Raw genomic sequence first — 26,724 nt, forward strand, 5'->3', positions numbered from 1 at the left:
ACGCACAAGCCCGTTACCATCGCCGCAGCCATTTGCGCCAATAATAAGTCCAAGCCGCAGCGCCCTAACCTTTGAGGCCAGCATGTATATCTATCGTTTGGTCCTGCTTCTGGTCGTGGGGATCTACCTGTTCTCCCCGGCCATCATGGACTGGTGGATCGAGCCCACCGGAGCCTGGTATCGCCCTTACCTGCTCTGGCTGATCCTGATCGTCGTGACCTTTATCCTGCAGAGCCAACGTGATGCCGATGAGCTTTAGCCTGACCCAGATGATCCTGATCAGCGCCGCCTACCTGCTGGTGCTGTTTGGCGTGGCCTGGATCAGCGAACGCGGCATGATCCCGCGCTCGATCATTCGCCACCCCCTGACCTACACCCTGTCGCTGGGTGTCTACGCCAGTGCCTGGGCGTTCTACGGCTCGGTCGGCCTGGCCTACCAGTACGGTTACGGCTTCCTGGCCTGTTACCTGGGGGTGTCCGGCGCGTTCCTGCTGGCCCCGGTACTGCTGTACCCGATTCTCAAGATCACCCGCACCTACCAGCTGTCGTCACTCGCCGACCTGATTGCTTTTCGCTTTCGCAGCACCTGGGCCGGGGCACTGACCACGATATTCATGCTCATCGGTGTGTTGCCGCTGCTGGCCTTGCAGATTCAGGCGGTTGCCGATTCCATCAGCATCCTTACCGGCGAACCGGTCAAGGCGCGGGTTGCCCTGGCCTTCTGTGCACTGATTACCCTGTTCACCATCTTTTTCGGCTCACGGCATATCGCGACCCGGGAGAAACACGAAGGCCTGGTGTTCGCCATTGCCTTTGAATCGGTGATCAAGCTGCTGGCACTAGGCGGTATCGGCCTGTATGCCTTGTACGGCGTATTCGGCGGCCCGCATCAGCTCGAAGTGTGGCTGTTGCAGAACCAGACAGCCCTGGCCGCGCTGCACACTCCCTTGCAGGAAGGCCCGTGGCGAACGCTGCTGCTGGTGTTCTTTGCCTCGGCCATCGTCATGCCGCACATGTACCACATGGCCTTCACCGAAAACCTCAACCCGCGCTCGCTGGTCAGCGCCAGCTGGGGCCTTCCGCTGTTCCTGCTGTTGATGAGCCTGGCGGTACCGCTGATCCTCTGGGCGGGCCTGAAGATGGGCGCCAGCACCAGTCCCGAGTACTTCACCCTGGGCCTGGGGATCGCCGCCAACAACCAGGCCTTGGCGCTGCTCGCCTATGTCGGTGGATTGTCGGCCTCCAGTGGCCTGATCATCGTCACCACGCTGGCACTCTCCGGCATGGCCCTCAACCACCTGGTGCTGCCACTGTACCAACCGCCGGCCGAGGGCAACATCTACCGCTGGCTGAAGTGGACCCGCCGGGCGCTGATCGTTGCGATCATTGCCGCCGGTTTCGGTTTCTACCTGACCCTGGGCAGCCAGCAAGACCTGGCCAACCTCGGTATCGTCGCCTTTGTCGCCACCCTGCAGTTCTTGCCGGGCGTGCTCTCGGTACTTTACTGGCCGACGGCCAACCGACGCGGATTCATCGCCGGGTTGCTGGCGGGGATTCTGGTGTGGATGGTGACCATGCTGCTACCGCTGGTAGGCAACCTGCAGGGCTTCTACATCCCGCTGCTGAACATGATTTATGTGCTCGACGACACCAGCTGGCACATGGCAGCGATCGCCTCGCTGGCCGCGAACGTGTTGCTGTTTACCCTGATTTCCCTGTTCACCAACGCCAGCACCGAAGAAGTCAGTGCCGCCGAGGCCTGCGCCGTGGACAACGTGCGCCGCCCACAACGCCGCGAACTTCACGCCGCCTCCCCCCAGGAGTTCGCCACGCAACTGGCCAAACCGCTGGGCGCCAAAGCCGCACAAAAAGAAGTCGAACAGGCCCTGCGCGACCTTTACCTGCCCTTCGACGAGCGCCGCCCCTATGCCCTGCGCCGCCTGCGCGACCGCATCGAAGCCAACCTGTCAGGGTTGATGGGCCCAAGCGTGGCCCAGGACATGGTCGAAACCTTCCTGCCGTACAAGTCAGGCAACGATAATTACGTTACCGAAGACATCCACTTCATCGAAAGCCGCCTGGAAGACTACCACTCGCGCCTGACCGGGCTTGCCGCCGAGCTCGACGCCCTGCGCCGGTACCACCGCCAGACCTTGCAGGAGTTGCCGATGGGCGTCTGCTCGCTGGCCAAGGATCAGGAGATCCTGATGTGGAACAAGGCCATGGAAGAACTCACCGGCATCCCGGCCAAACGCGTGGTCGGCTCCCGTCTGACCACCATCAGCGAGCCATGGCGCGGATTGCTGCTGGGCTTTATCACCGTGCCGGATGAGCACTTGCACAAACAACGCCTGGGCCTGGATGGCCAGACGCGCTGGCTGAACTTGCACAAGGCGGCCATCGACGAACCATTGGCACCGGGTAACAGTGGCCTGGTGGTACTGGTCGAGGACCTCACCGAAACCCAGGCCCTGGAAGACAAGCTGGTGCACTCCGAACGCCTGGCCAGTATCGGTCGCCTGGCTGCCGGGGTGGCTCACGAAATCGGCAACCCGGTCACCGGCATCGCCTGCCTCGCCCAGAACCTGCGCGAAGAACGCGAAGACGACGGTGAAATTACCGAGCTGAGCAGCCAGATCCTTGAGCAGACCAAACGTATTTCACGCATTGTCCAGTCACTGATGAGCTTTGCCCATGCCGGCAGCCACCAGCACAGTGACGAACCGGTGTGCCTGGCTGAAGTGGCCCAGGACGCAATTGGTCTGCTGGCCCTGAACCGGCGCAACTTCGAAGTGCAGTTCTTCAACCTGTGCGACCCCGAGCACTGGGTCGATGGCGACCCGCAACGCCTGGCCCAGGTCTTGATCAACTTGCTCTCCAACGCCCGTGACGCCTCACCGCCCGGCAGTGCCGTGCGGGTCAAGAGCGAAGCGAGCGAGCATACCGTCGACCTGATCGTCGAAGACGAAGGCAGCGGTATTCCGAAAAACATCATGGATCGTCTGTTTGAACCGTTCTTCACTACCAAGGACCCGGGCGAAGGGACCGGACTGGGGCTTGCTCTGGTCTATTCCATCGTGGAAGAGCATTATGGACAAATCACCATCGACAGCCCGGCCGATATACAGAGCCAGCGAGGCACCCGGATCCGTGTGACCCTGCCGCGCCATGTCGTAGCGACGTCCGCTGTGAACTGAGACCGTCGAGAGAATTGAATCAATGCCGCACATTCTGATCGTCGAAGACGAAACCATCATCCGCTCGGCGCTGCGTCGACTGCTCGAACGGAACCAGTACCAGGTCAGCGAAGCCGGCTCGGTACAGGAAGCCCAGGAACGCTTCAGCATTGCCACCTTCGACTTGATTGTCAGCGACCTGCGCCTGCCCGGCGCCCCGGGTACCGAGCTGATCAAGCTCGGCCAGGGCACCCCGGTGCTGATCATGACCAGCTACGCCAGCCTGCGTTCTGCGGTCGACTCGATGAAGATGGGCGCAGTGGACTACATCGCCAAGCCTTTCGATCATGACGAAATGCTCCAGGCGGTGGCGCGCATCCTGCGTGACCGCCAGAACGCGCCGGCTGCTCCTGCCGAAGCGCGTGGCAACGGCAAGACCGCCAGCGCAGACAAAGGCAGCAGCACTGCAGCCAACGGCGAAATCGGCATCATTGGTTCCTGCCCACCGATGCAGGATCTGTACAGCAAGATCCGCAAGGTTGCGCCCACCGATTCCAATGTGCTGATCCAGGGTGAGTCGGGTACCGGCAAGGAGCTGGTTGCCCGCGCCCTGCACAACCTTTCGCGCCGCGCCAAGGCACCGATGATTTCGGTGAACTGTGCAGCCATTCCGGAAACCCTGATCGAGTCGGAACTGTTCGGCCACGAGAAAGGTGCATTCACCGGCGCCAGCGCGGGTCGCGCTGGCCTGGTCGAAGCGGCCGACGGCGGTACATTGTTCCTCGACGAGATTGGCGAACTGCCGCTCGAAGCCCAGGCGCGCCTGCTGCGGGTGCTCCAGGAAGGCGAGATTCGCCGTGTCGGCTCGGTGCAATCGCAAAAGGTCGATGTGCGCCTGATCGCGGCCACCCACCGTGACCTGAAGAACCTGGCCAAGATTGGGCAGTTCCGCGAAGACCTGTATTACCGCCTGCACGTGATTGCCCTCAAGTTGCCGGCCCTGCGCGAGCGCGGCGCCGACGTCAACGAGATCGCCAATGCCTTCCTGGCCCGGCAAAGCGCCCGCATCGGCCGCAACGACCTGCGCTTCGGCCATGATGCCGAACAGGCCATCCGTCATTACTCCTGGCCCGGTAACGTCCGTGAACTGGAAAACGCAGTGGAGCGCGCGGTGATTCTGTGCGAGAGCCCGGAAATTTCCGCCGACCTGCTGGGTATCGATATCGAACTCAGCGACCTCGACGACGACGAACCCTTCGCCAGCCTGCCAGGCAACAGCAGTTCGGCCAGCACCACCAGCCATGAGCCGACCGAAGACCTGTCGCTTGAAGACTACTTCCAGCACTTTGTACTGGAGCACCAGGACCACATGACCGAGACCGAACTGGCACGCAAACTGGGCGTCAGCCGCAAGTGCCTGTGGGAACGTCGCCAACGCCTGGGCATCCCGCGGCGCAAGAGCGGTGCCACCAGCGATAGCTGATACCTTTCAGCCATGTGGGCGGGGAAATGCGGTAACAGAACGAAATGTGAAAAAACTGTTACCTCGCCACAATCTCGTAACAAAAGCCGGGGCTTACGGTAACGAAACCCCGGCTTTTTTTTGCCCGCCCGGGCCTGCCAAACCGCTCCAACCCCTTGTTTTACTGGGGTTTGAAAAAGTTGGCACGGCACCTGCTATATGTTTGGTACAAGAACAATAACAAGCACTGCAAAAGACAATAAAAATAAGACGAATCGGCTCACGCACAATAAGAACAAGACGGCGGAGGCGCAGCTAACTGATTCTTTTGGAGAGGAGTTGTTTTTGGGGCTTGCCCCACAACCAGGCAGAGAATAATAAAAACTGCACTCAAGCAGGGCCTGAACTGGTTGGATCACATGATCATTGCAACCTCAGCGACCAAAGCAATCCGTTTGCTCTTGAATCCCGGTTAGGGAGATCGTCCACAAGCTTTGCGTTTTGTGGATAGGGCACTCAACAAAAACAAGAAGCCCGGCAAAAAAACAATAAGAGCACGCAACTACTTCTTGGGGAGCTTCGGCTCCCCTTGTAGTTTCTCCCCCTCGCATCACCCCGCTTTGCTACCGCCTACACCATCCCCCCAGTAAATGCTAGAATCCACGCCCATCATGCGGCCATTCTTCGTTTTTGGCCGAACATTCCTTCAAACAGTGCATCCCATGCTGAAGAAGCTGTTCCAGTCGTTCCGTCCTCCCGTACGTGGTCCGCACCACAAGCGCACCACGCCTGAAGTGATCAATAGCGGTCAACACTCGCTGCAACGTGGCCAGTTCAGTCGTCATGCGGTGAGCATCGTTGAGCGCCTGCAAAATGCTGGCTACCAGGCCTACCTGGTCGGCGGCTGCGTGCGTGACCAGCTCCTGGGCATCACGCCCAAGGACTTTGACGTCGCCACCAGCGCCACCCCCGAACAAGTTCGTGCCGAATTCCGTAATGCGCGCATCATCGGCCGCCGCTTCAAGCTGGTTCACATCCATTTCGGCCGTGAAATCATTGAAGTCGCCACCTTCCGCGCCAACCACCCGGAAAGCGAAGCCGAAGACAGCCATACCTCGTCACGTAACGAGAGCGGACGAATTCTGCGCGACAACGTTTATGGCACCCTGGAAGAAGATGCGCAGCGCCGCGACTTCACCATCAATGCCCTTTACTACGATCCGGTCAGCGAGCGCATCCTCGATTACGCCAATGGCGTTCACGATATCCGCAATCGTTTGATCCGCCTGATCGGTGACCCGACCCAGCGCTACCAGGAAGACCCGGTGCGCATGCTGCGGGCCGTGCGTTTTGCCGCCAAGCTCAATTTTGGTATCGAGAAGCACACCGTGCAGCCGATCCGCGACCTGGCGCCGATGCTGCGCGAGATCCCGGCTGCCCGCCTGTTCGAAGAGTCCCTCAAGCTGTTCCTCTCGGGGCACGCTGCCGACACCTTCGAAATGCTGGTCGACCTGCAGTTGTTCGATCCACTGTTCCCGGCCAGTGCCGAGGCCCTGGAAGAACACCCGACCTACACCCACACCCTGATCAGCCAGGCATTGATCAACACCGATCTGCGCATCAAGCAGGGCAAGCCGGTAACCCCGGCCTTCCTGTTTGCCGCCATGCTGTGGCCCGCCTTGCCAGGGCGCGCGCTGCGCCTGCAAAGCCGTGGCATGCCACCGATTCCTGCGATGAACGAAGCCGCCCACGAGCTGATCAGCGAGCAATGCCAACGCATCGCGATTCCCAAGCGCTTCACCCTGCCGATTCGCGAGATCTGGGACATGCAGGAGCGCCTGCCACGTCGCAGCGGCAAGCGTGCTGACCTGCTGCTCGACAACCCACGCTTCCGCGCCGGTTACGACTTCCTGCTGCTGCGTGAAAGCGCTGGCGAAGAAACCGACGGCCTCGGCCAATGGTGGACCGACTATCAGGACAGCAACGACAGCGAGCGGCGCGACATGATCCGCGATCTGGGCAGCCGCGACGAAGGCGCAGGTAGCGCACCGCGCAAACGCAAGCGTAGCCCGAGCAAACGCAAGCGCGCTGACGGCGGCGCAGGCGAGTAAGCATGGAACGCGTCTACATCGGTCTGGGCAGCAATCTGGATGAACCGCAGGCGCAGCTGCACAGCGCGCTCAACGCCCTGCGCCAACTGCCCGACACCCAGGTGACAGCGGTTTCTGCATTTTATGGCAGCGAGTCGCTTTCACCGGGCCAGCCGCGCTACACCAATGCCGTTGCCGCGCTGGAGACCGGCCTTGCGCCATTGGCGTTGCTCGACAGCCTCCAGTCCATCGAAGCCGCCCAGGGCCGCGAACGCAAAGAACGCTGGGGCCCGCGCACCCTGGACCTGGATATCCTGCTGTACGGCGACCAGGTGATCGATGTGCCGCGCCTGAAAGTGCCCCACTACCACATGCAGGCGCGCCCCTTCGTTCTCTACCCCTTGGCCGAACTGGTGCCGGAAAGTTTCGTACTGGCCGACCAACGCCCCCTTGCCAAGCTGCTGGCAGATTGCCCGTTCGTCGGCTTGGAACGCCTGTAACCGGGCGTTCCCCCACAGGGTAACGCCCGTAACAGCGCTTTCGTAACATTGCGGTAACAGGGTAATTGACTTCAGTCCCCTCCCTCACGACTATAGGCGTCCCAAGGCGCCCGCGCGCCACAAGAAGGCGTAAATAGGCCTGGAACGGTCGTAACACTCAAACACCACGATCGATGATGTGCTGTTCCAGAAGATGAATACACGCGTTGTACGCAGTCGTTTTTCACAGCGCCTGAATGAGGATTCTTTTTCATGCCAGAAGTAACCCTGACCACCCTGCAGAGCCTCAAGGCCAAGGGTGAGAAAATAACCATGCTGACCTGCTACGACGCCACCTTCGCCCAGGCCGCAAGCCGTGCCGGCGTTGAAGTGTTACTGGTAGGTGACTCGCTGGGCATGGTCCTGCAAGGCCACGACAGCACCCTGCCCGTCACCACCGCCGAAATGGCGTACCACACCGCCAGCGTCAAGCGTGGCAACGAAGGCGCGCTGATTCTCGCCGACCTGCCGTTCATGGCCTGTGCCACCACCGAGCAGGCGTTCGCCAACAGTGGCGCCCTGATGCAGGCCGGCGCGCACATGGTCAAGGTCGAGGGCGCTGCCTGGCTGGCCGAAACCATCCGCCTTCTGGCTGAGCGCGGCGTTCCGGTGTGCGCCCACATGGGCCTGACCCCACAGACCGTGAACATCCTCGGTGGCTACAAGGTTCAGGGTCGTCAGGAAGCCCAGGCCCGGCAGATGCGCGCCGATGCCATTGCACTGGAACAGGCAGGCGCGGCCATGCTGCTGCTCGAATGCGTACCCAGTGAGCTCGCGGCAGAAATCACTCACGCGGTGAGCATCCCGGTCATCGGTATCGGTGCAGGCAGTGCCACCGATGGTCAGGTGCTGGTACTGCACGACATGCTGGGCTTGTCACTGACCGGGCGCGTGCCAAAATTCGTGAAGAATTTCATGATCGGCCAGAGCGACATCCAGGGTGCGCTCAAGGCTTACGTCACCGCCGTCAAGGACGTCAGCTTCCCAGGTAGCGAACACGGGTTCAGTGCATGAATACAGTCAAGACCGTCCGCGAACTGCGCGCCGCCGTAGCGCGGGCACGCAGCGAGGGCAAACGTATCGGTTTCGTCCCGACCATGGGCAACCTGCACAGCGGTCACGCAGCGCTGGTAACCAAGGCGGCACAGCGCGTCGATTTCGTGGTGGCGAGTATCTTCGTCAACCCGCTGCAGTTCGGCCCCAGCGAAGACCTGGACAAATACCCGCGCACCCTCGCCGCCGACCAGGAGAAACTGCTCCAGGCCGGTTGCCACTTGCTGTTCGCACCGACGGTCGAAGAGATGTACCCCGACGGTATGGACGGGCAGACTCGGGTCAGTGTTCCGCAGTTGTCCGAAGGGCTCTGCGGCGCCAGCCGCCCCGGCCATTTCGAAGGTGTTGCCACCGTCGTCAGCAAGCTGTTCAACATGGTTCAACCTGACCTCGCGGTATTTGGCCAGAAGGATTTCCAGCAACTGGCGGTAATCCGTGCGCTGGTCCGTGACCTGAACATGCCGATCCAGATCATTGGCGAGCCGACTGTACGTGCCGATGACGGCCTGGCGCTGTCGTCGCGTAACGGTTACCTCAACGAGGCCCAGCGCGACACCGCGCCAGCACTCTACCGTGTGCTCAGCGAGATGGCCGAGTCGATCCGCCAGGGGCAGCGCGACTACCCGGCAATGATTGCCCGGGGTCAGGCGCAACTGGCCACTGCCGGTTTTCGTCCGGACTATCTGGAAATCCGCCACGCCCTGACGCTGCGCCCCGCCGCGGCTGAAGATCGTGACGTGGTGATCCTGGCTGCTGCGGTCCTGGGCGCCACGCGCCTGATCGACAACCTGCACCTGAATCTCGACGACAAGTAACACCTCTCCCCTTCCTGCTCTGTAGGCCTGCTGCCTACTCCCTGTAACGCAGGCTGCATGCCTATAATTGGCATCAGCCTGCTAACAGGACGTTTTTTCCAGTGTCCAAGGCAGTTCACGCAATAAGGAAACCTGCAGCGATGGCGTATTACCGCACCCCTCACGACGTTACGACCCTGCCAGCCTGGCAGGCTCTCCAGCAGCACCGCGATGCCATGCAGGGCTTCAGCATGCGCGAGGCGTTCACGGCTGACCCCAAGCGCTTTGACCAGTTCTCCCTGAGCACCTGCGGGCTGTTCCTCGATTACTCGAAGAACCTGATCAACAGCCAGACCCGCGATCTGCTGGTCAAACTGGCCAACGAAGTCGATTTGCAGGAAGCGATAAAGTCGCTGTTCGCCGGTGAGATTCTCAATGCCTCCGAAGGCCGCCCGGCCCTGCACACGGCACTGCGCCGCCCGGTAGGCGACAAGCTGGCCGTGAACGGCGTCAACGTGATGCCCGAGGTACACAAAGTCCTCAACCAGGTCACCGAGCTGGTCGGCCGCATTCATGACGGCCTGTGGCGCGGTTACAGCGAAAAACCGATTACCGACGTGGTCAACATCGGTATTGGCGGTTCGTTCCTCGGCCCGGAACTGGTGTCCGAGGCTCTGCTGCCCTACGCCCAACGCGGTGTACGCTGCCATTACCTGGCCAATATCGACGGCAGTGAATTCCATGAGCTGTCAGCCAAACTGCGCGCCGAAACCACCCTGTTCATCGTTTCCTCAAAATCCTTCAACACCCTGGAAACCTTGAAGAACGCTCAGGCCGCACGCGGCTGGTACCTGGCCCAGGGCGGCTCGGAAGCCGAGCTGTACAAGCACTTCATTGCCGTATCGAGCAACAAGGCCGCGGCGATTGCCTTCGGCATCCGTGAAGAAAACATCTTCCCGATGTGGGACTGGGTTGGCGGTCGCTATTCGCTGTGGTCGGCCATCGGCCTGCCGATCGCGCTGGCCATCGGTACGGCCAACTTCAAAGAGCTGCTGTCCGGTGCCTACACCATGGACCAGCATTTCCAGAACGCGCCATTCGAGCAGAACATGCCGGTGCTGCTGGCGCTGCTGGGGGTCTGGTACGGAAATTTCTGGGGTGCGCAGAGCCATGCGATCCTGCCCTACGACCATTACCTGCGTAACATCACCAAGCACCTGCAACAGCTGGACATGGAATCCAACGGCAAGAGCGTTCGCCAGGACGGTACTCCGGTCAATCACGACACCGGTCCGGTGATCTGGGGTGGCGTCGGTTGCAACGGTCAGCACGCCTACCACCAGTTGCTGCACCAGGGCACGCAGTTGATCCCGGCCGACTTCATCGTCCCGGTGGTCAGCTTCAACCCGGTGGCCGATCATCACCAGTGGCTGTACGCCAACTGCCTGTCGCAAAGCCAGGCATTGATGCTCGGCAAAACCCGCGCCGAGGCCGAATCCGAACTGCGCGAAAAAGGCATGGCCGAAGCCGATGTACAGAAGCTGGCACCGCACAAGGTGATCCCGGGCAACCGCCCGAGCAACACCCTGGTGGTCGAGCGCATCAGCCCGCGTCGCCTGGGTGCACTGGTTGCGATGTATGAGCACAAAGTGTTCGTGCAAAGCGTGATCTGGGGTATCAATGCCTTCGACCAATGGGGCGTGGAACTGGGCAAGGAACTCGGCAAGGGCGTCTACCAGCGCTTGGTCGGCGGCATCGAGGACGCCGCTGAAGACGCCTCCACTCAGGGCCTGATCAACTTCTTCCGCAGCCGTCACCGCGGTTGATGCCCTGACGTTGCCCCGGGCCGCGCGAACGTGGCCTGGGGTAACGGCTACACTGTTCTGACAAAAAAATGCTCAGAACAGGACCCCACCATGTTCGATATCAGCGCCTTTCCCCATGCCGATGCCGTGAGCAAAGCGGCGCAGTTGAGCCAGGCCGATTACCAGCGCCTGTACCGCCAGTCGATAGAAGACCCAGAGGCATTCTGGGCAGAGCAGGCCAAGGCCCTGGACTGGATCACGCCCTGGAGCAGCATCCAGCACAGTGACATGAAGAGCGGCCAGGCTACCTGGTTCAAGGGGGCCCGACTCAACGTCAGCTACAACTGCATCGACCGTCACCTGGTGTCGCGCGGCGACCAGCCGGCAATCATCCGTGAAGGCGACAACCCTGCCGACTCCAGCGTCATCACCTACCGTGAACTGCACCGTCACGTCTGCCGCCTGGCCAATGTGCTCAAGCAACGCGGGGTAAAAAAGGGTGACCGGGTGTGTATCTACATGCCCATGGTGCCCGAGGCCGCCTACGCCATGCTCGCCTGCAGCCGCATCGGCGCGATTCACTCGGTGGTATTCGGCGGCTTTTCTCCCGATGCCCTGCGAGACCGCATCCTCGACGCCGATTGCCGTACAGTCATCACCGCTGATGAAGGCATTCGCGGCGGCAAGACCATTGCGCTGAAAAACAACGTCGACAAGGCGCTGCTCAGTTGCCCGGCTGTCAGCACAGTGGTGGTGATCAAGCGCACCGGCGGCACGATCGACTGGAGCGAAGGGCGCGACCTCTGGTACCACGAAGCGGTCAAGCAGGTCGGTGATGACTGCCCGCCCGAGCCAATGGACGCTGAAGACCCGCTGTTCATCCTCTACACCTCCGGCAGCACCGGTAAACCCAAGGGCGTGCTGCACACTACCGCGGGTTATCTGCTGCAGGCTGCGCTGACCTTCAAGACAGTGTTTGATTACCGCGAGGGCGAAGTGTTCTGGTGCACCGCCGATGTCGGCTGGGTTACCGGGCACAGCTACATCGTCTACGGCCCCCTGGCCAACGGTGCAATCACCGTGATGTTCGAAGGTGTGCCCAACTACCCCGACACCTCGCGCTTCTGGCAGGTGGTCGACAAACACCAGGTGAATATTTTCTATACCGCCCCCACCGCCCTGCGCGCCTTGATGCGTGAAGGCGAAGGCCCGTTGCAGAGCACTTCGCGCAAGAGCCTGCGCCTGCTGGGCAGCGTTGGCGAGCCGATCAACCCGGAAGCCTGGGAATGGTATTTCAATGCCGTCGGCGAGCAACGTTGCCCAATCGTCGATACCTGGTGGCAGACCGAAACCGGCGGCATCATGATCAGTCCGCTGGTCAGTACCCGACGGATAAAGCCCGGTTGTGCCACCCAACCGATGTTTGGCGTACAGCCCGTATTGCTCGATGACAAGGGCAAGCTCATCGAAGGGCCCGGCAGCGGCATGCTGGCGATCAAGGCCAGTTGGCCCGGGCAGATCCGCAGCGTGTATGGCGACCCGCAACGGATGATCGATACCTACTTCAAGCCCCTGCCCGGCTATTACTTCACCGGCGACGGCGCCCGCCGCGATGCCGACGGTGACCTGTGGATAACCGGGCGCATTGATGACGTGATCAACGTTTCCGGGCACCGCATCGGCACCGCCGAAGTCGAAAGCGCGCTGGTGTTGCACGACAGCATCGCCGAAGCGGCTGTTGTCGGGTACCCTCACGATCTCAAGGGGCAAGGCATCTATGCCTTTGTTACGCCCATGAACGGCGTAACCCCGGACGACACGCTCAGGCAGGAACTGCTGGCCCTGGTCAGCAAGGAAATCGGCAGCTTCGCCAAACCTGAGTTGATCCAGTGGGCACCGGCTTTACCCAAGACCCGCTCGGGCAAAATCATGCGCCGTATCCTGCGCAAGATCGCCTGCAACGAACTCGACAGCCTCGGCGACACCTCGACCCTGGCCGACCCGAGTGTGGTTCAAGGCCTGATCGATAAACGTTTGAACACATGAACGGCAGCCTTTCACGGTTGCCACGCACGCAAGGTAACCATGGAAGCGATTCGCCGCCGTATCGAAACCCAGGTGATGAGCCTGACCGGCTTGTCCCTGGGACAGCTTGACCTGGAAAACCCCAAAGGCGACCCCGGGCTGTTCGGCCCGGACAGCGCCAGCTGGCGAGTGCACGGCGACTTTCCGAGCATGCTGATCGGCGGCATCAGTGCCTTGCTCCTGCAACTCTTGCATCCGCTGGCGCTGGCCGGCGTCTGGGACCACTCCAACTTTCGTCAGGACCTGCTGGGACGCCTGCGCCGCACCAGCCAGTTCATCTCCGGCACTACCTTTGGCGCCACCCGGGATGCCAACTGGCTGATCGAAAAAGTCCGCACCATTCACCTGCAAGTGGTCGGCCATGCTGCCGACGGCACCCCCTACGCCGCCAGCGATCCCGACTTGCTGACCTGGGTACATGTGGCCGAGGTCAGCAGCTTTCTGGCCGCCCACCTGCGTTACCGCAACCCGAACCTGAGCATCGCCGATCAAGACGCCTACTACGCCGAGATTGCCCTGATTGCCGAACGCCTCGGTGCCCGCGACGTACCGCGTTCACGCCAGCAAATAGCGGATTACCTGCGCGCCATGCGCCCACAATTGCATTGTGATGAACGCAGTCACGAAGTGGTCCAGGTGTTACTGGATGCTCCTGCCCCCAGCCGCCTTGCACAGCCGGTGGGCAGCCTGATGCTACGCGCCGGTATCGACTTGCTGCCTGAATGGGCCAGCGCCATGCTCGACCTGCAACAACACCCGTTGCAACGACGCCTGATTCGCCTCGGGATCAACACCACGGCGCCGGTGTTGCGCTGGGCCATGCGCGATGGTTCGGCACACCGGGCGCGGCGGCGCATGGGCATCAGCTGAGCTCAGGATTGGAAGATCCCTGCGCATCTATGCCACCATGAGGCCCTATCAAGGCCTACCCGGCCTTCGCCGTTCTGACACTAAATCGAATAAGAGTGAGGACCCGCACCATGCAAGACGTCGTTATCGTTGCCGCCACCCGTACCGCTGTCGGTAGCTACCAGGGCGCACTGGCGGCAATTCCCGCCGTTGACCTGGGCGCTGCCGTGATTCGCCAGCTGCTGTCGCAAACCGGTATCGATGGCGAACTGGTCGATGAAGTCATCCTCGGTCAGGTACTGACCGCCGGCGCCGGTCAGAACCCGGCGCGCCAGGCCGCGATCAAGGCCGGCCTGCCCAACGCCGTACCGGCCATGACCCTGAACAAGGTGTGCGGCTCTGGCCTCAAGGCCCTGCACCTGGCCACCCAGGCCATTCGTTGTGGCGACGCCGAGGTGATCATCGCTGGCGGCCAGGAAAACATGAGCCTGGCCAATTACGTCATGCCTGGCGCACGCACCGGTTTGCGCATGGGCCACAGCACGCTGATCGACAGCATGATCAGCGACGGCCTGTGGGACGCATTCAACGACTACCACATGGGTATCACTGCCGAGAACCTGGTCGAAAAATACGCCATCAGCCGTGAAGAACAGGACGCCTTCGCCGCAGCCTCACAGCAAAAAGCGGCAGCCGCCATCGAAGCTGGGCGCTTCATCGACGAAATCACACCGATCCTGATTCCTCAGCGCAAAGGCGACCCGATTGCCTTCGCCACCGACGAGCAACCCCGCGCCGGCACCACCGCCGAGTCGCTGAGCAAGCTTAAGCCGGCCTTCAAGAAGGACGGCACCGTTACCGCCGGCAACGCCTCCTCCCTCAACGATGGCGCTGCGGCGGTCCTGTTGATGAGCGCGGCCAAAGCCCAGCAACTGGGCCTGCCGGTGCTGGCGCGGATCAAAGCCTATGCCAACGCTGGCGTAGACCCTGCGATCATGGGCATCGGCCCGGTCAGCGCCACCCGTCGCTGCCTGGACAAAGCCGGTTGGCAGCTGGCCGACCTCGACCTGATCGAGGCAAACGAAGCCTTCGCGGCGCAAGCACTGTCGGTGGGCAAGGAGCTGGAGTGGGATGCCAGCAAGGTCAATGTCAACGGCGGCGCGATTGCCCTTGGTCACCCGATCGGCGCGTCGGGCTGCCGTGTGCTGGTCACCCTGTTGCACGAAATGATCAAGCGTGACGCCAAGAAGGGCCTGGCCACCTTGTGCATCGGTGGCGGCCAGGGCGTAGCGCTGGCCATCGAGCGCTAGCACCTCGCGGGAGGGGCTGCCATGGCCCCGCCCCCGGCTTGGCTGTTAAACTGCACGTCCGCAAACCAAGGCCACGTGCATGTCCCTCTTGAATCAGGCGCTGCGCGCCGCCCTCGATGCCCGCAAGGGCCTGCTCAACGAACTGCATGCCCAAGGCACCGATTGCTATCGCCTGTTCCACGGTAGCCAGGAAGGCGCCGGTGGTTTGACCATTGACCGTTATGGCCCGCAGTTGCTGGTACAAAGCTTTCACCAAACCCTGGACGCCGAAGCGCTGCTAATGCTGCATGCCAGCATCGAGGCCGAACTGGGTCTTGAGTTGCTGCTGGTTTACAACGACCGCTCCCAGGGCAACAGCCGCATTGATCGCCGCGACCCGGTGTACACCGCCAGCGAGGCCGCCCTCGCCGACCAGATCGGCCATGAATGGGGATTGAACTACCGTGTGCGTGGCCGTCACGCCGGCCAGGACCCGCTACTGTTCCTCGACCTGCGCAATGCCCGCGGCTGGGTCAAGCAGCACAGCGCCGGCAAACGGGTACTGAACCTGTTCGCCTACACCTGTGGCGTCGGCCTGAGTGCCGCTGCAGGCGGCGCGGCCTCCGTATGCAACCTGGACTTCGCCGAAGGCAACCTGGCCGTGGGCAAGGAAAACGGCGCACTCAACCCGACACTGCCGCCGATGGAGTTCATTCAGTCCGACTATTTTCCGGCCATCCGCCAGTTTGCCGGCCTGCCTGTCAGCCAGCGCCGCGGGCACAAACTGCCGCCCTACCCGCGTCTTGAGCAGCGCGCGTTCGACCTGGTGCTTCTCGATCCGCCGGCGTGGGCCAAGAGTGCCTTCGGCACAGTCGACCTGCTGCGCGACTACCAGAGCCTGCTCAAACCCGCCTTGCTGAGCACCGCCGAAGGTGGCGTGCTGATCTGTTGTAACAACCTCGCCAAAGTCAGCCTCGACGACTGGCGTGAGCAAGTGCTGCGTTGCGCCGAGAAAAGCGGTCGGTCGGTACGCGACTGGCAAGTGCTCAAACCCGCCAGCGACTTTCCGTCGCAGGATGGCCAACCACCCCTGAAAACCTTGATTCTCCAGCTCTAAAGCAAAAAACCGGTAATTTCCGAGCGCACTTCGGAACCGATTTTACGTGCCATACTCCAAGCACTTCCGTTTCAGACAGACGACGCCGCACATGCTTAAAGGATTGAGACGCGCCCTGGGCGCCATGTTGGCCGCACTGGCCCTCTACAGCCTGCTTGGCTTTCTGATACTTCCGGGGGTGGCCCTGCGTATTGCCAACCAGCAATTGGCCAATTACGCCACGCTGCCCGCCCACCTGCAACGAATCGAACTTAACCCGTTCACCCTGGAGCTGACGCTCTGGGGCCTGCAGATCGGCGAAACCGGCAAGGAACAGGTGGGCTTCGAGCGTTTGTACGCCAACCTGCAGATCGACAGCCTGTGGACCAAGGCCCTGCACCTTGAACGCATCGAGCTGGACAAGCCACGCACCGAACTGCTGTTTGCCAAGGACGGCAGCCTCAACCTCACGCAACTGTTCAAACTGCCGCCCAGCGAGCCGGCACCACCCGCGCCCGCCAGTGATCCGTTTCCTGTGCGCATCGGCAGCATCAAGCTCCACGAAGGTTACCTGCATTTCCAGGACCTGCGGCCCAGCGAGCCGATCGAGTTCCTCTACGACTCGATGAACCTGGAACTGAAGAACCTCAGCACCCTGCCCGACGACAGCAGTGACATGACCCTTGTCGCTGTCGGCCCCTATGGCGGCCGTATCGACTGGAGCGGCAAGTTCAGTGTGGTACCACTCGCCTCCGAAGGCACCTTGAAGGTTACCGAGGGCAAGATGAAAGCCTTCTGGCCTTACGTGCGCGATGCCGTACCGCTGGTGCTGGAAGAAGGCGTCATCAGCCTCGATACCCACTATTCGTTGAACCTGTCCAAGAATACCGAACTGCTGCTCGATAAGACCTCGGTCAGCATCGCGCCGTTTGCCATCAAGGCACCGGACGGCCGCCCGTTGGCACGTCTGGCACGCCTTGATGTCAGCGAAACCTCGGTCGATCTCGCCAAGCAGCAGGTTACCGTCGGCAAGATCCGTAGCGAGAAGCTGGAAACCTGGGCGGCGCTTGAGGCAGATGGCCAGCTCGACTGGCAGAAGCTGTTCGCCAGCCAGCCGGCCAAGCCGTCGGCGAAAGAGAAAGCCGAGCCCGCTGCCGCCGAACCCGACAAAGCGCAACAAGCGGCAACGGCCGAACCCGGGAAGCCCTGGCAAGTACTGCTCAAAGACGTGCAATTACGTAATTATCAGGTGCACCTGGCTGACCGCTCGCAGAAAGAGCCCGTCGCCCTCGATGTCGGGCCGCTGAACCTCGACCTGCAAAACTTCGACAGCCTCAACCAGTCGCCCTTCAACCTCAAGCTCGACACCGGGGTTGGCAAGCAAGGCAAGCTGCAAGCCGCCGGCCAAGTCAATCTCGCGCCCGTGTCCGCCAAGCTCAAGGTCAGTACCCAGGACATCGACCTGCGTATCGCCCAGGCCTATATCAGCCCGTTCATTCGCCTGGAACTGCGCAGCGGCATGCTCGGCAGCGACCTCAATGTCGACCTCAAGAGCACCGAGCCGCTGGCCTTCAGCATCGACGGCAAGGCCCAGGTCAATCAGTTGCATACCCTCGATACCATCAAGGACCGAGATTTCGTCAAATGGCAGCAGCTGAACCTCGATGGGCTGTCCTATCGCCATGGTGATGCCCTGTCCATTGGCAAGGTCACCCTCAAGCAGCCTTACGCGCGCTTCATGATCAACGAAGACCGCACCACCAACGTCGATGACCTGTTGATCCCGCAGTCTGCCACCGCGCAATCCGTTGCTCCGGCGAAAGCCAAGGCCCCGGCGGGCAGCGACAAGCCACTGGGCATTCGCATCGGTGCTATCGATATCAATGACGGCTCGGCAAACTTTGCCGACTTCAGCCTGACGCCCAACTTCGCGACCGCCATCCAGCAGCTCAACGGCCAGATCGGCACCATCGATAGCCGTCAGCCCAAGCCGGCCAAGGTCGATATCAAGGGCAAGGTTGATCGCTATGCGCCAGTGACCATCAAAGGCGCTCTGAACCCCTTCGACCCTATGGCCAGCCTGGATATCGCCACCAGCTTCAAACGCGTCGAGCTGACCACCCTGACGCCTTACTCGGGCAAGTTTGCCGGTTTCCGCATCCGCAAGGGCCGGCTGAACATCGACCTGCACTACATCATCACCCAGGGCAGGCTCAAGGCCGAGAACAAGGTCGTGGTCGAGCAGCTGCAACTGGGCGAGAAGGTCGACAGCCCGGACGCCGTCGACCTGCCGATTCGCCTGGCGGTGGCCTTGCTCAAGGACACCGAGGGCAAGATTTCCATCGAACTGCCGGTTACCGGTGATCTGAACGATCCACAGTTCAGTGTCATGCCCATTGTCTGGCAGACGCTGCGCAACCTCGTGTTGCGTGCTGCCCAGGCGCCGTTCAAGTTCATCGGTGGGCTGATCAGTGGCGGTGACGCCCAGGACCTGGGCAGCGTGGCCTTTGCCGCAGGCTCCAGCGACCTCGCAGCGGACGCCCAGGGTGCCCTCGACAAGCTCGCAGCGGCGCTCAAGGAGCGCCCTGCGCTGCGCCTGGAGATCGAAGGAACCAGCGCCCAGAGCAGTGACGGACCGCTAATTGCCCAGCAACGTCTGGAACGTGAATACCAGAGTACCTACTACAAGATGCTCCAGCGTCGCGGCGAAAAGGTCCCGGCCCAGGCTTCGGAACTGAAAGTACCCGATAGCGACAAACCGGCGATGCTCGAAGGCATCTACCGTACCCGCATGAAGCAGCAGCCACCTGCCGAATGGGAACAACTGGACCGCGAACAGCGTACCAATCAGTTGCGCGACGCCGTGCTCAAATCCTGGGGTGAAAGCCCGCTGCTGCTACGCCAGTTGGGGCAGGCCCGGGCCAGCAGCATCAAGGATTACCTTGTCGACAAGGCCAAGCTGGAAGACGACCGGGTGTACTTCATTGATGCAAGCCTTGGCGAAGCGGAAGCGGATGGACGGGTAATCACACCGCTGCACCTGGATGCCGAGTAAAAACGAACGTCCAGCGCCGTTCGCCCAATAAAAAAGCCCCGGCAGCCAGTGCCGGGGCTTTTGTTTTTGCAGGTCAGTCGGTTTTCAGGCCATCAGCCGAAACCGCCTTAACGCCTTTGATCTTCTTGGTCATCGCGACTGCCGTATCTTTTTGCGACTTGGTCAGTGCGACGTCGGAAGACAGAGAAACCACGCCTTTGTTGGTTTCTACCTTGATGTCAGTGCCTGGAATGCCTTTCTCGGTCACCAGGTCGGATTTGACCTTGGTGGTGATCCAGGTGTCTGAGGTCGCCTCAGTTGCCTTGGTCATTTCACCGGCAGCGACAGTCAGCGGAGCCTGGGAAGGCTGTTGGGCGAACGCCGCGTTAGCCAGGGTCAGGGTCAGGGCGGTGGCAGTAGCGGCAGCAATAGCGAACTTCTTCATACGAGACACTCCTGTTTTTCGAAAAGTCTGCGCCGTAAGTCCTGGCAGCAGGGGTATGGATACCATTGCAGGGCCTGTGCCAGCTTTTGCCGTTAAAAATACATATAAAAATCAAATACTTACGAAAATAATCTGATTGTGCCATCGTGCAATTTGCAAGGCCCGGCAAAATCCTGCATGCAAGATGCATGTCCACAAGCTAAATCCTGCAGACATAAAAAAAGGACCCCGTAGGGTCCTTTTCTTCAACACATTCAGCTTAGACGCCGGATGCCTTGGCTGCAGCAACATCTTTGATCGACAGCTTGATACGGCCGCGGTTGTCCACGTCCAGAACCAGTACTTCGACTTCCTGACCTTCTTTGAGGATGTCGGTGACTTTCTCGACGCGAGCATCGCTCAGCATGGAGATGTGCACCAGACCGTCCTTGCCAGGCAGGATGTTGACGAAGGCACCGAAGTCAACAATGCGTTCGACCTTACCGACGTAGATCTTGCCGATCTCGGCTTCTGCAGTGATGCTCAGAACGCGCTGACGAGCAGCTTCAGCGGCGTCTTTGGTTTCACCGAAGATCTTGATCGAGCCGTCGTCTTCGATGTCGATCGAAGCTTTGGTTTCTTCGCAGATGGCACGAATGGTCGCGCCGCCTTTACCGATGACATCACGGATCTTGTCGGTGTCGATCTTCATGGCGATCATGGTCGGAGCATTTTCCGACAGCTCGCTACGGGACTGACCGATGATCTGGTTCATCTGACCGAGGATGTTCAGGCGCGCTTCCAGGGCTTGGCCCAGAGCGATTTCCATGATTTCTTCGGTGATGCCGTTGATCTTGATGTCCATCTGCAGCGCGGTAACACCCTTGGCGGTACCGGCTACTTTGAAGTCCATGTCGCCCAGGTGGTCTTCGTCACCGAGGATGTCGGTCAGGATGGCGAATTTCTCGCCTTCTTTAACCAGACCCATGGCGATACCGGCAACCGGTGCCTTCATCGGTACACCGGCGTCCATCAGAGCCAGGGAAGCACCGCAAACCGATGCCATCGAGCTGGAACCGTTGGATTCGGTGATTTCCGATACGACGCGGATGGTGTACGGGAACACGTCAGCGGCTGGCAGCATGGCCTGGACCGAACGACGGGCCAGACGGCCGTGACCAATTTCACGACGACCAGCGCCGCCCATGCGACCACACTCGCCCACCGAGAACGGAGGGAAGTTGTAGTGCAGCATGAAGGGGTCTTTTTTCTCGCCTTCGAGGGTGTCCAGCAGTTGCGCGTCACGGGCAGTACCCAGGGTCGCAACGACCAGGGCCTGGGTTTCGCCACGGGTGAACAGGGCCGAACCGTGAGTTTTCGGCAGAACACCCACTTCGATGTTCAGCGGACGTACGGTCTTGGTGTCGCGGCCGTCGATACGTGGCTTGCCGTTAACGATGTTTTCGCGAACGGTGCGGTATTCGATTTCGCCGAAGATCTCTTTGACTTCAGCAGCCGACGGCTGGCCTTCTTCACCGGAGAACTTGGCGATCGCCTGATCGCGCAGTTCGCCCAGGCGAGCGTAACGGTCGGCCTTGACGGTGATGGTGTAAGCCTGGGAAACAGCTTCGCCCAGTTCAGCGCGGATGGCGCTCAGCAGGGAAGTGTTTTCGGCCTTGGCAGTCCAGTCCCAAGTAGGCTTGGCAGCTTCGGCAGCCAGCTCTTTGACAGCCTGGATAACAGCCTGGAACTCGTCGTGGGCGAACAGTACAGCGCCCAGCATCTGGTCTTCGGTCAGCTCTTTGGCTTCCGATTCAACCATCAGCACGGCGTCGGAAGTACCGGCAACGACCATGTCCAGGCTCGAGGCAGCCAGTTGCTCGTAAGTCGGGTTCAGCAGGTAGCCGGTGCTTTCGTGGAAAGCAACGCGCGCGGCACCGATCGGGCCTTCGAACGGAATGCCGGAGATTGCCAGGGCGGCCGAGGTACCGATCATCGCAGCGATGTCCGGATCGGTCTTCTTGCTGGTGGAAACGACGGTGCAGACAACCTGCACTTCGTTCATGAAGCCTTCTGGGAACAGCGGACGGATCGGACGGTCGATCAGACGCGAGGTCAGGGTTTCTTTCTCGGAAGGACGGCCTTCACGCTTGAAGAAACCACCAGGGATCTTGCCGGCGGCGTAGGTCTTTTCCTGATAGTGAACGGACAGGGGGAAGAAGCCTTTGCCTGGATCGGCCTGTTTGGCACCGACCACGGTCACCAGTACGGTGACATCGTTGTCGACGGTGACCAATACGGCGCCGGACGCTTGACGAGCAATACGGCCCGTCTCGAGGGTAACGGTCGATTGACCGAACTGGAATTTCTTGATTACCGGGTTCACGGTTTCCTACCTTCTTCAGTGGCTCTGGGGGAACTGGTTCTTGCGAATTCTTGGGCAGCGCAGGGAATCGGCCCTGTGGGCAGTCCAGATAAAACTAGAGGTTGGGAGCCTGCCCTGCCCTGGCGGTAAACCGCTCAGGCGAGACAGACAGCCAACCTCATAGATACGCGCGGCGTGCTCATCGCTGCCGATGCCAGGCACCGGAAGCAATGAATGCAGCACGCCGTGCACACCACTGGCCAGGCCGCTATTAGCGACGCAGACCCAGGCGACCGATCAGGGCGCTGTAACGAGTGGTGTCTTTGCCCTTCAGGTAGTCCAGCAGCTTACGACGCTGGTTAACCATGCGGATCAGACCACGACGGGAGTGGTGGTCTTTGCCGTTGGCCTTGAAGTGGCCTTGCAGCTTGTTGATGTTGGCGGTCAGCAGTGCAACTTGCACTTCTGGGCTACCGGTGTCACCGGCGGCTTGCTGGTATTCGCCAACGATCTTTGCTTTTTCTTCAACGCTGAGTGCCATCTGGCTTCTCCAAATCAAGGGAAACCGAACAAACGGTTTCCAATAGGCCAGGGACAAATCCCTGTATTCATAAAGTGAGGCATGACCATGCCTATTAACAGCCATCCTCTTTACCGCCAGTGCCAGGCCGAAGCCTGAAACTGAAGGTTTCGATCACTCCGACCGAATCAAGCGACGTGGCGCAATACGCCCGTCTTCACTCACTTCACCGATACCAATGAAGCGACCGTTGTGATCTTGTACCCGGACCATACCGAATTTCGGCGCCTCGGGGGCTCTCACCGGTTGGCCATGCAACCAGTAGAACGCGCTGTGCTCGGAGAACTGCAGCAGTGGCCAGTCTTGCAGACCGCTGTCCGACGGCATCAGGAAGCGATCGACTGCTTCGTTGCCACCTTCGGCGTGGACCGCTTCGAGCTCTTCGAGGGTCACGGTCTGGGCCAGTTCGAACGGGCCGGCATGCGTACGACGCAATTCGGCAACATAAGCCCCACAGCCCAACACTTCGCCGATATCCTCGACCAGGGTGCGGATGTAGGTGCCTTTGCTGCAACCAACCGACAATCGAACCCGAGTGCCGTCGCACTCAAGCAGCTCCAAGCGGTTAATAGTAACAGAACGCGCTTCACGCTCCACTACTTCCCCTGCACGGGCAAGCTTGTACAACGGCTGGCCGTCACGCTTGAGCGCCGAGTACATCGGAGGTATCTGACTGATTTCACCACGAAATTGTGGCAGTACTGCTTCAACATCGGCGCGACCAACGGTCACGTCCCGAGTTTTGAGCACCTCGCCTTCAGCATCACCCGTAGTGGTGGTCTGCCCCAACTGCATCACCGTCTCGTAACCCTTGTCGGAGTCGAGCAGGTACTGGGAAAACTTGGTGGCCTCACCGAAGCACAACGGCAACACGCCACTGGCCAGCGGGTCGAGACTGCCGGTGTGGCCGGCCTTCTCGGCATTGAGCAGCCAGCGGACCTTCTGCAGGGCAGCGTTGGAGGTGAACCCCAACGGCTTGTCGAGCAGGATGATACCGCTGACGTTACGGCGAATACGTTTGACCTGGGCCACCGCTTACTCCTTGGTGTCCGGGGTATCGGCGGCCTGGTGCTGACTGTCTTCGGCAACAGCACGCTCGATCAGCGCCGACAGATGGGCACCGCGCGTCACGCTTTCGTCGTAATGGAAATGCAATTGCGGCACGCTGCGCAGTTTCATTTCCTTGCCCAGCTGCATACGCAGGAAGCCTGCAGCAGCATTGAGCACTTTGAGGCTTTGCTTGATGTCTTCAGCGCTGTCCTGGCCCATCACGGTGATGTACACCTTGGCGTGGCCAACATCGCGGCTGACGTCGACGGCGGTGATGGTCACAAGACCCACACGTGGATCTTTGACTTCGCGACGAATCAGTTGAGCCAGCTCGCGCTGCATCTGATCGCCAATGCGTTGGGTACGGCTATATTCTTTTGCCATTTTTGCTACCTGTAACTAAAGCGGCAAACGCCCGACCAGGCTTGAGCCTGACCGGGCGTTGCGTTCAGAGCCGCTGACGACCGCCTTGCGACGGGCGTTTCGCGCCTCCCATGCTCGATACTTAGAGCGTACGAGCCACTTGGACTTTCTCGAAGACTTCGATCTTGTCGCCGACTTTGACGTCGTTGTAGCTCTTCACGCCGATACCGCATTCCATGCCGGCACGGACTTCCGAAGCATCGTCTTTGAAGCGACGCAGCGATTCCAGTTCGCCTTCGAAGATCACCACGTCCTCGCGCAGTACGCGGATCGGACGGTTGCGGTAAACCACACCCTCGGTGACCATACAGCCGGCGATAGCGCCGAACTTTGGCGAACGGAACACGTCACGCACTTCGGCGATACCCAGGATGTTCTCGCGAACATCGCTGCCGAGCATACCGGTCAGGGCTTTCTTGACGTCTTCAATGATGTCGTAGATTACGTTGTAGTAACGCATATCCAGACCTTCCTGCTCGACGATCTTGCGCGCGCCGGCATCGGCACGCACGTTGAAGCCGAACAGTACTGCATTGGAAGCCAGGGCCAGGTTGGCGTCGCTTTCGGTGATACCACCGACACCGCCACCAATCACGCGTACCTGTACTTCGTCGTTGCCCAGACCGCTCAGGGAGCCCTGCAGGGCCTCGAGAGAACCACGTACATCGGACTTGAGCACGATGTTGAGGGTCTTCTTCTCTTCCTGGCCCATGTTCTCGAAGATGTTCTCGAGCTTGCCAGCGTGGGCACGAGCGAGTTTGACTTCGCGGAACTTGCCTTGACGGAACAGGGCAACTTCGCGGGCTTTCTTCTCGTCCGCAACTACCGACAGCTCGTCACCGGCATCCGGCGTACCGTCCAGACCGAGAATCTCGACCGGGATCGCAGGACCGGCTTCTTTAACCGGCTTGCCGTTTTCGTCGAGCATGGCCCGTACACGGCCGTAGTTCGAACCGCACAGAACCATGTCGCCCTGACGCAGGGTACCGTCCTGAACCAGCACGGTAGCCACCGGGCCACGGCCCTTGTCCAGACGCGACTCAACGACAACACCACGACCCGGGGCCGATGGAGTGGCCTTGAGCTCGAGGATCTCGGCTTGCAACAGAACGGCTTCAAGCAGTTCGTCGACACCGGTACCCATCTTGGCGGAGACCTTGACGAACGGCGTGTCACCACCCCATTCCTCGGACGTTACGCCTTCGACAGCCAGTTCGTTACGGATGCGATCGAGATCTGCACCTGGCTTGTCGATTTTGTTCACGGCTACAACCAGTGGAACGCCGGCAGCCTTGGCATGCTGGACCGCTTCCTTGGTTTGCGGCATTACGCCGTCGTCCGCCGCAACCACGAGGATCACGATGTCGGTAGCCTTGGCACCACGGGCACGCATGGCGGTAAACGCGGCGTGACCCGGGGTATCGAGGAAGGTGACCATACCGCGGTCGGTTTCCACGTGGTAAGCACCAATGTGCTGGGTGATGCCACCGGCTTCGCCAGCAGCTACCTTGGCACGACGGATGTAGTCGAGCAGCGAGGTTTTACCGTGGTCAACGTGGCCCATTACGGTCACGACCGGCGCACGGGTCTCGGTCTCGCCTTCGAATTTCAGCGATTCGGCCAGGGAATCTTCCAGGGCGGTATCACTGATCAGCGTGACCTTGTGGCCCAGCTCTTCGGCGACCAGTTGAGCGGTCTCCTGATCGAGCACCTGGTTGATGGTCACCGGAGTGCCCAGCTTGAACATGAACTTGACGACTTCAGCGCCTTTCACCGACATCTGGTTGGCCAGATCGGAAACGGTGATGGTCTCGCCGATTTGCACGTCGCGGATAACCGGGCCGGTAGGGCTCTGGAAACCGTGGGCATTGCGCTTCTTCGGCTTGCCCTTGCCACGGCCACCACGACGGAAGCCATCGCTTTCTTCGTCGGTGGTACGCGGAGCGGCACGCGGGGTTGGCGCCTTTTCCTTTTCCTTGACCTTGACCGAAACGCGCGGCGCTTCGTTGCGGCGCTCGCCACCGCGACGATCGTCGTCACGCGACTTGTCGTTGCGACGCACATCGTCTTTCTTGCGCTCTGCAACCGGTGCCGGCGCTGCATCAGCAGCCTCGATTACCGGAGCTGGCGCCGGAGCAGCCGGGGCTGCGGCGACAGGCGCAGCAGCCGGGGCAGCACCCGCTGGCTGGCGACGCGCTTCTTCTTCGGCACGCTGACGCGCTTCAGCTTCGGCTTTCTCGCGGGCTGCGTTCTCGACGGCCCGGCGCTCTTCCAGCTCGCGCTTCTGCTCGGCCTGGATCTCTTCCGGGCTGCGCTGAACGAATACTTTCTTCTTGCGTACTTCTACGCTGATGCTCTTGCTACCGGCAACACGCAGGGTGCTGGTGGTCTTGCGCTGCAAGGTAATCTTGCGCGGCTCTTCCACCTTCGCCTTGTGGCTGCTTTTCAGATGAGTCAGCAGAGCCTGCTTCTCACTGTCGGTCACTACCTGACCGGCGTCGGTGTGCGGCAGACCTGCCTCACGCATCTGCTGCAGCAGGCGCTCTACCGGTGCAGCGACCTCTTGGGCCAATTCTTTCACCGTGACTTGCGTCATGCACTTCTCTCCTC

General features: G+C 60.8%; 19 protein-coding genes. 13 read left to right on the plus strand and 6 right to left on the minus strand.

Annotated features, from left to right (window positions below; all coding sequences use genetic code 11):
- The first annotated feature begins 82 nt into the window (after nt 1–82).
- From I5S59_RS19235 to I5S59_RS19295, 13 genes are all read left to right on the plus strand, one after another.
- A complete protein-coding gene (locus I5S59_RS19235; RefSeq protein ID WP_003250005.1) occupies nt 83–259 on the plus strand; it encodes a hypothetical protein in 177 nt (58 codons plus the stop codon).
- Nucleotides 243–3,197 carry a sensor histidine kinase gene (locus I5S59_RS19240; RefSeq protein WP_197878039.1) on the plus strand — a complete coding sequence of 985 codons (2,955 nt, stop codon included), beginning with the start codon at nt 243–245 and terminating at the stop codon, nt 3,195–3,197. Before I5S59_RS19235 ends, I5S59_RS19240 begins: the two co-directional genes overlap by 17 nt.
- Nucleotides 3,198–3,219: 22 nt before the next feature.
- Nucleotides 3,220–4,659 (plus strand): sigma-54-dependent transcriptional regulator, encoded by a 1,440-nt coding sequence (locus I5S59_RS19245; protein ID WP_197878040.1) that lies wholly within the window; start codon nt 3,220–3,222, stop codon nt 4,657–4,659.
- Nucleotides 4,660–5,360: 701 nt separating this feature from the next.
- On the plus strand, nt 5,361–6,749 hold the full coding sequence (locus I5S59_RS19250; protein ID WP_164897220.1) for a polynucleotide adenylyltransferase PcnB: 1,389 nt from the start codon (nt 5,361–5,363) through the stop codon (nt 6,747–6,749).
- 2 nt (nt 6,750–6,751) lie between these two features.
- Nucleotides 6,752–7,228, plus strand: coding sequence for a 2-amino-4-hydroxy-6-hydroxymethyldihydropteridine diphosphokinase (gene folK, locus I5S59_RS19255; protein WP_197878041.1), 477 nt, complete (start codon nt 6,752–6,754; stop codon nt 7,226–7,228).
- Between the two features lie 252 nt (nt 7,229–7,480).
- Nucleotides 7,481–8,281: a 3-methyl-2-oxobutanoate hydroxymethyltransferase gene (gene panB, locus I5S59_RS19260; protein ID WP_197878042.1), complete on the plus strand. Its 801-nt coding sequence runs from the start codon at nt 7,481–7,483 to the stop codon at nt 8,279–8,281.
- Nucleotides 8,278–9,135, plus strand: a complete 858-nt coding sequence (panC, locus tag I5S59_RS19265; RefSeq protein ID WP_197878043.1) for a pantoate--beta-alanine ligase — start codon at nt 8,278–8,280, stop codon at nt 9,133–9,135. Before panB ends, panC begins: the two co-directional genes overlap by 4 nt.
- 140 nt (nt 9,136–9,275) lie before the next feature.
- Nucleotides 9,276–10,940 (plus strand): glucose-6-phosphate isomerase, encoded by a 1,665-nt coding sequence (pgi, locus tag I5S59_RS19270; protein WP_197878044.1) that lies wholly within the window; start codon nt 9,276–9,278, stop codon nt 10,938–10,940.
- 90 nt (nt 10,941–11,030) lie between these two features.
- Nucleotides 11,031–12,965: an acetate--CoA ligase gene (gene acs / locus I5S59_RS19275; protein WP_197878045.1), complete on the plus strand. Its 1,935-nt coding sequence runs from the start codon at nt 11,031–11,033 to the stop codon at nt 12,963–12,965.
- A gap of 39 nt (nt 12,966–13,004) precedes the next feature.
- Nucleotides 13,005–13,874 carry an oxygenase MpaB family protein gene (locus tag I5S59_RS19280; protein ID WP_197878046.1) on the plus strand — a complete coding sequence of 290 codons (870 nt, stop codon included), beginning with the start codon at nt 13,005–13,007 and terminating at the stop codon, nt 13,872–13,874.
- Between the two features lie 110 nt (nt 13,875–13,984).
- Nucleotides 13,985–15,163: an acetyl-CoA C-acetyltransferase gene (locus I5S59_RS19285; protein WP_197878047.1), complete on the plus strand. Its 1,179-nt coding sequence runs from the start codon at nt 13,985–13,987 to the stop codon at nt 15,161–15,163.
- A gap of 79 nt (nt 15,164–15,242) precedes the next feature.
- Nucleotides 15,243–16,259, plus strand: a complete 1,017-nt coding sequence (locus I5S59_RS19290) for a class I SAM-dependent rRNA methyltransferase (RefSeq protein WP_197878048.1) — start codon at nt 15,243–15,245, stop codon at nt 16,257–16,259.
- 91 nt (nt 16,260–16,350) lie between these two features.
- Nucleotides 16,351–19,293 (plus strand): DUF748 domain-containing protein, encoded by a 2,943-nt coding sequence (locus I5S59_RS19295; protein ID WP_197878049.1) that lies wholly within the window; start codon nt 16,351–16,353, stop codon nt 19,291–19,293.
- A 73-nt stretch (nt 19,294–19,366) separates the two neighbouring features.
- Here I5S59_RS19295 and I5S59_RS19300 read toward each other — a convergent pair whose 3' ends face one another.
- The 6 genes from I5S59_RS19300 to infB form a co-directional block, all read right to left on the minus strand.
- On the minus strand, nt 19,367–19,717 hold the full coding sequence (locus tag I5S59_RS19300) for a BON domain-containing protein (RefSeq protein WP_197878050.1): 351 nt from the start codon (nt 19,715–19,717) through the stop codon (nt 19,367–19,369).
- 259 nt (nt 19,718–19,976) lie between these two features.
- Nucleotides 19,977–22,082, minus strand: coding sequence for a polyribonucleotide nucleotidyltransferase (gene pnp / locus I5S59_RS19305; RefSeq protein ID WP_128323006.1), 2,106 nt, complete (start codon nt 22,080–22,082; stop codon nt 19,977–19,979).
- A 250-nt stretch (nt 22,083–22,332) separates the two neighbouring features.
- Nucleotides 22,333–22,602 carry a 30S ribosomal protein S15 gene (rpsO, locus tag I5S59_RS19310; RefSeq protein WP_010222985.1) on the minus strand — a complete coding sequence of 90 codons (270 nt, stop codon included), beginning with the start codon at nt 22,600–22,602 and terminating at the stop codon, nt 22,333–22,335.
- Nucleotides 22,603–22,755: 153 nt separating this feature from the next.
- On the minus strand, nt 22,756–23,673 hold the full coding sequence (gene truB, locus I5S59_RS19315; protein ID WP_197878051.1) for a tRNA pseudouridine(55) synthase TruB: 918 nt from the start codon (nt 23,671–23,673) through the stop codon (nt 22,756–22,758).
- Nucleotides 23,674–23,676: 3 nt separating this feature from the next.
- Nucleotides 23,677–24,075 carry a 30S ribosome-binding factor RbfA gene (gene rbfA, locus I5S59_RS19320; RefSeq protein WP_197878052.1) on the minus strand — a complete coding sequence of 133 codons (399 nt, stop codon included), beginning with the start codon at nt 24,073–24,075 and terminating at the stop codon, nt 23,677–23,679.
- A gap of 121 nt (nt 24,076–24,196) precedes the next feature.
- The gene (infB, locus tag I5S59_RS19325) at nt 24,197–26,710 is read right to left on the minus strand and encodes a translation initiation factor IF-2 (RefSeq protein ID WP_197878053.1); all 2,514 of its coding nucleotides are present in this window, start codon (nt 26,708–26,710) and stop codon (nt 24,197–24,199) included.
- Nucleotides 26,711–26,724 lie beyond the last annotated feature (14 nt).

The organism is Pseudomonas alkylphenolica, assembly GCF_016009175.1.
GTDB lineage: Bacteria > Pseudomonadota > Gammaproteobacteria > Pseudomonadales > Pseudomonadaceae > Aquipseudomonas > Aquipseudomonas alkylphenolica_B.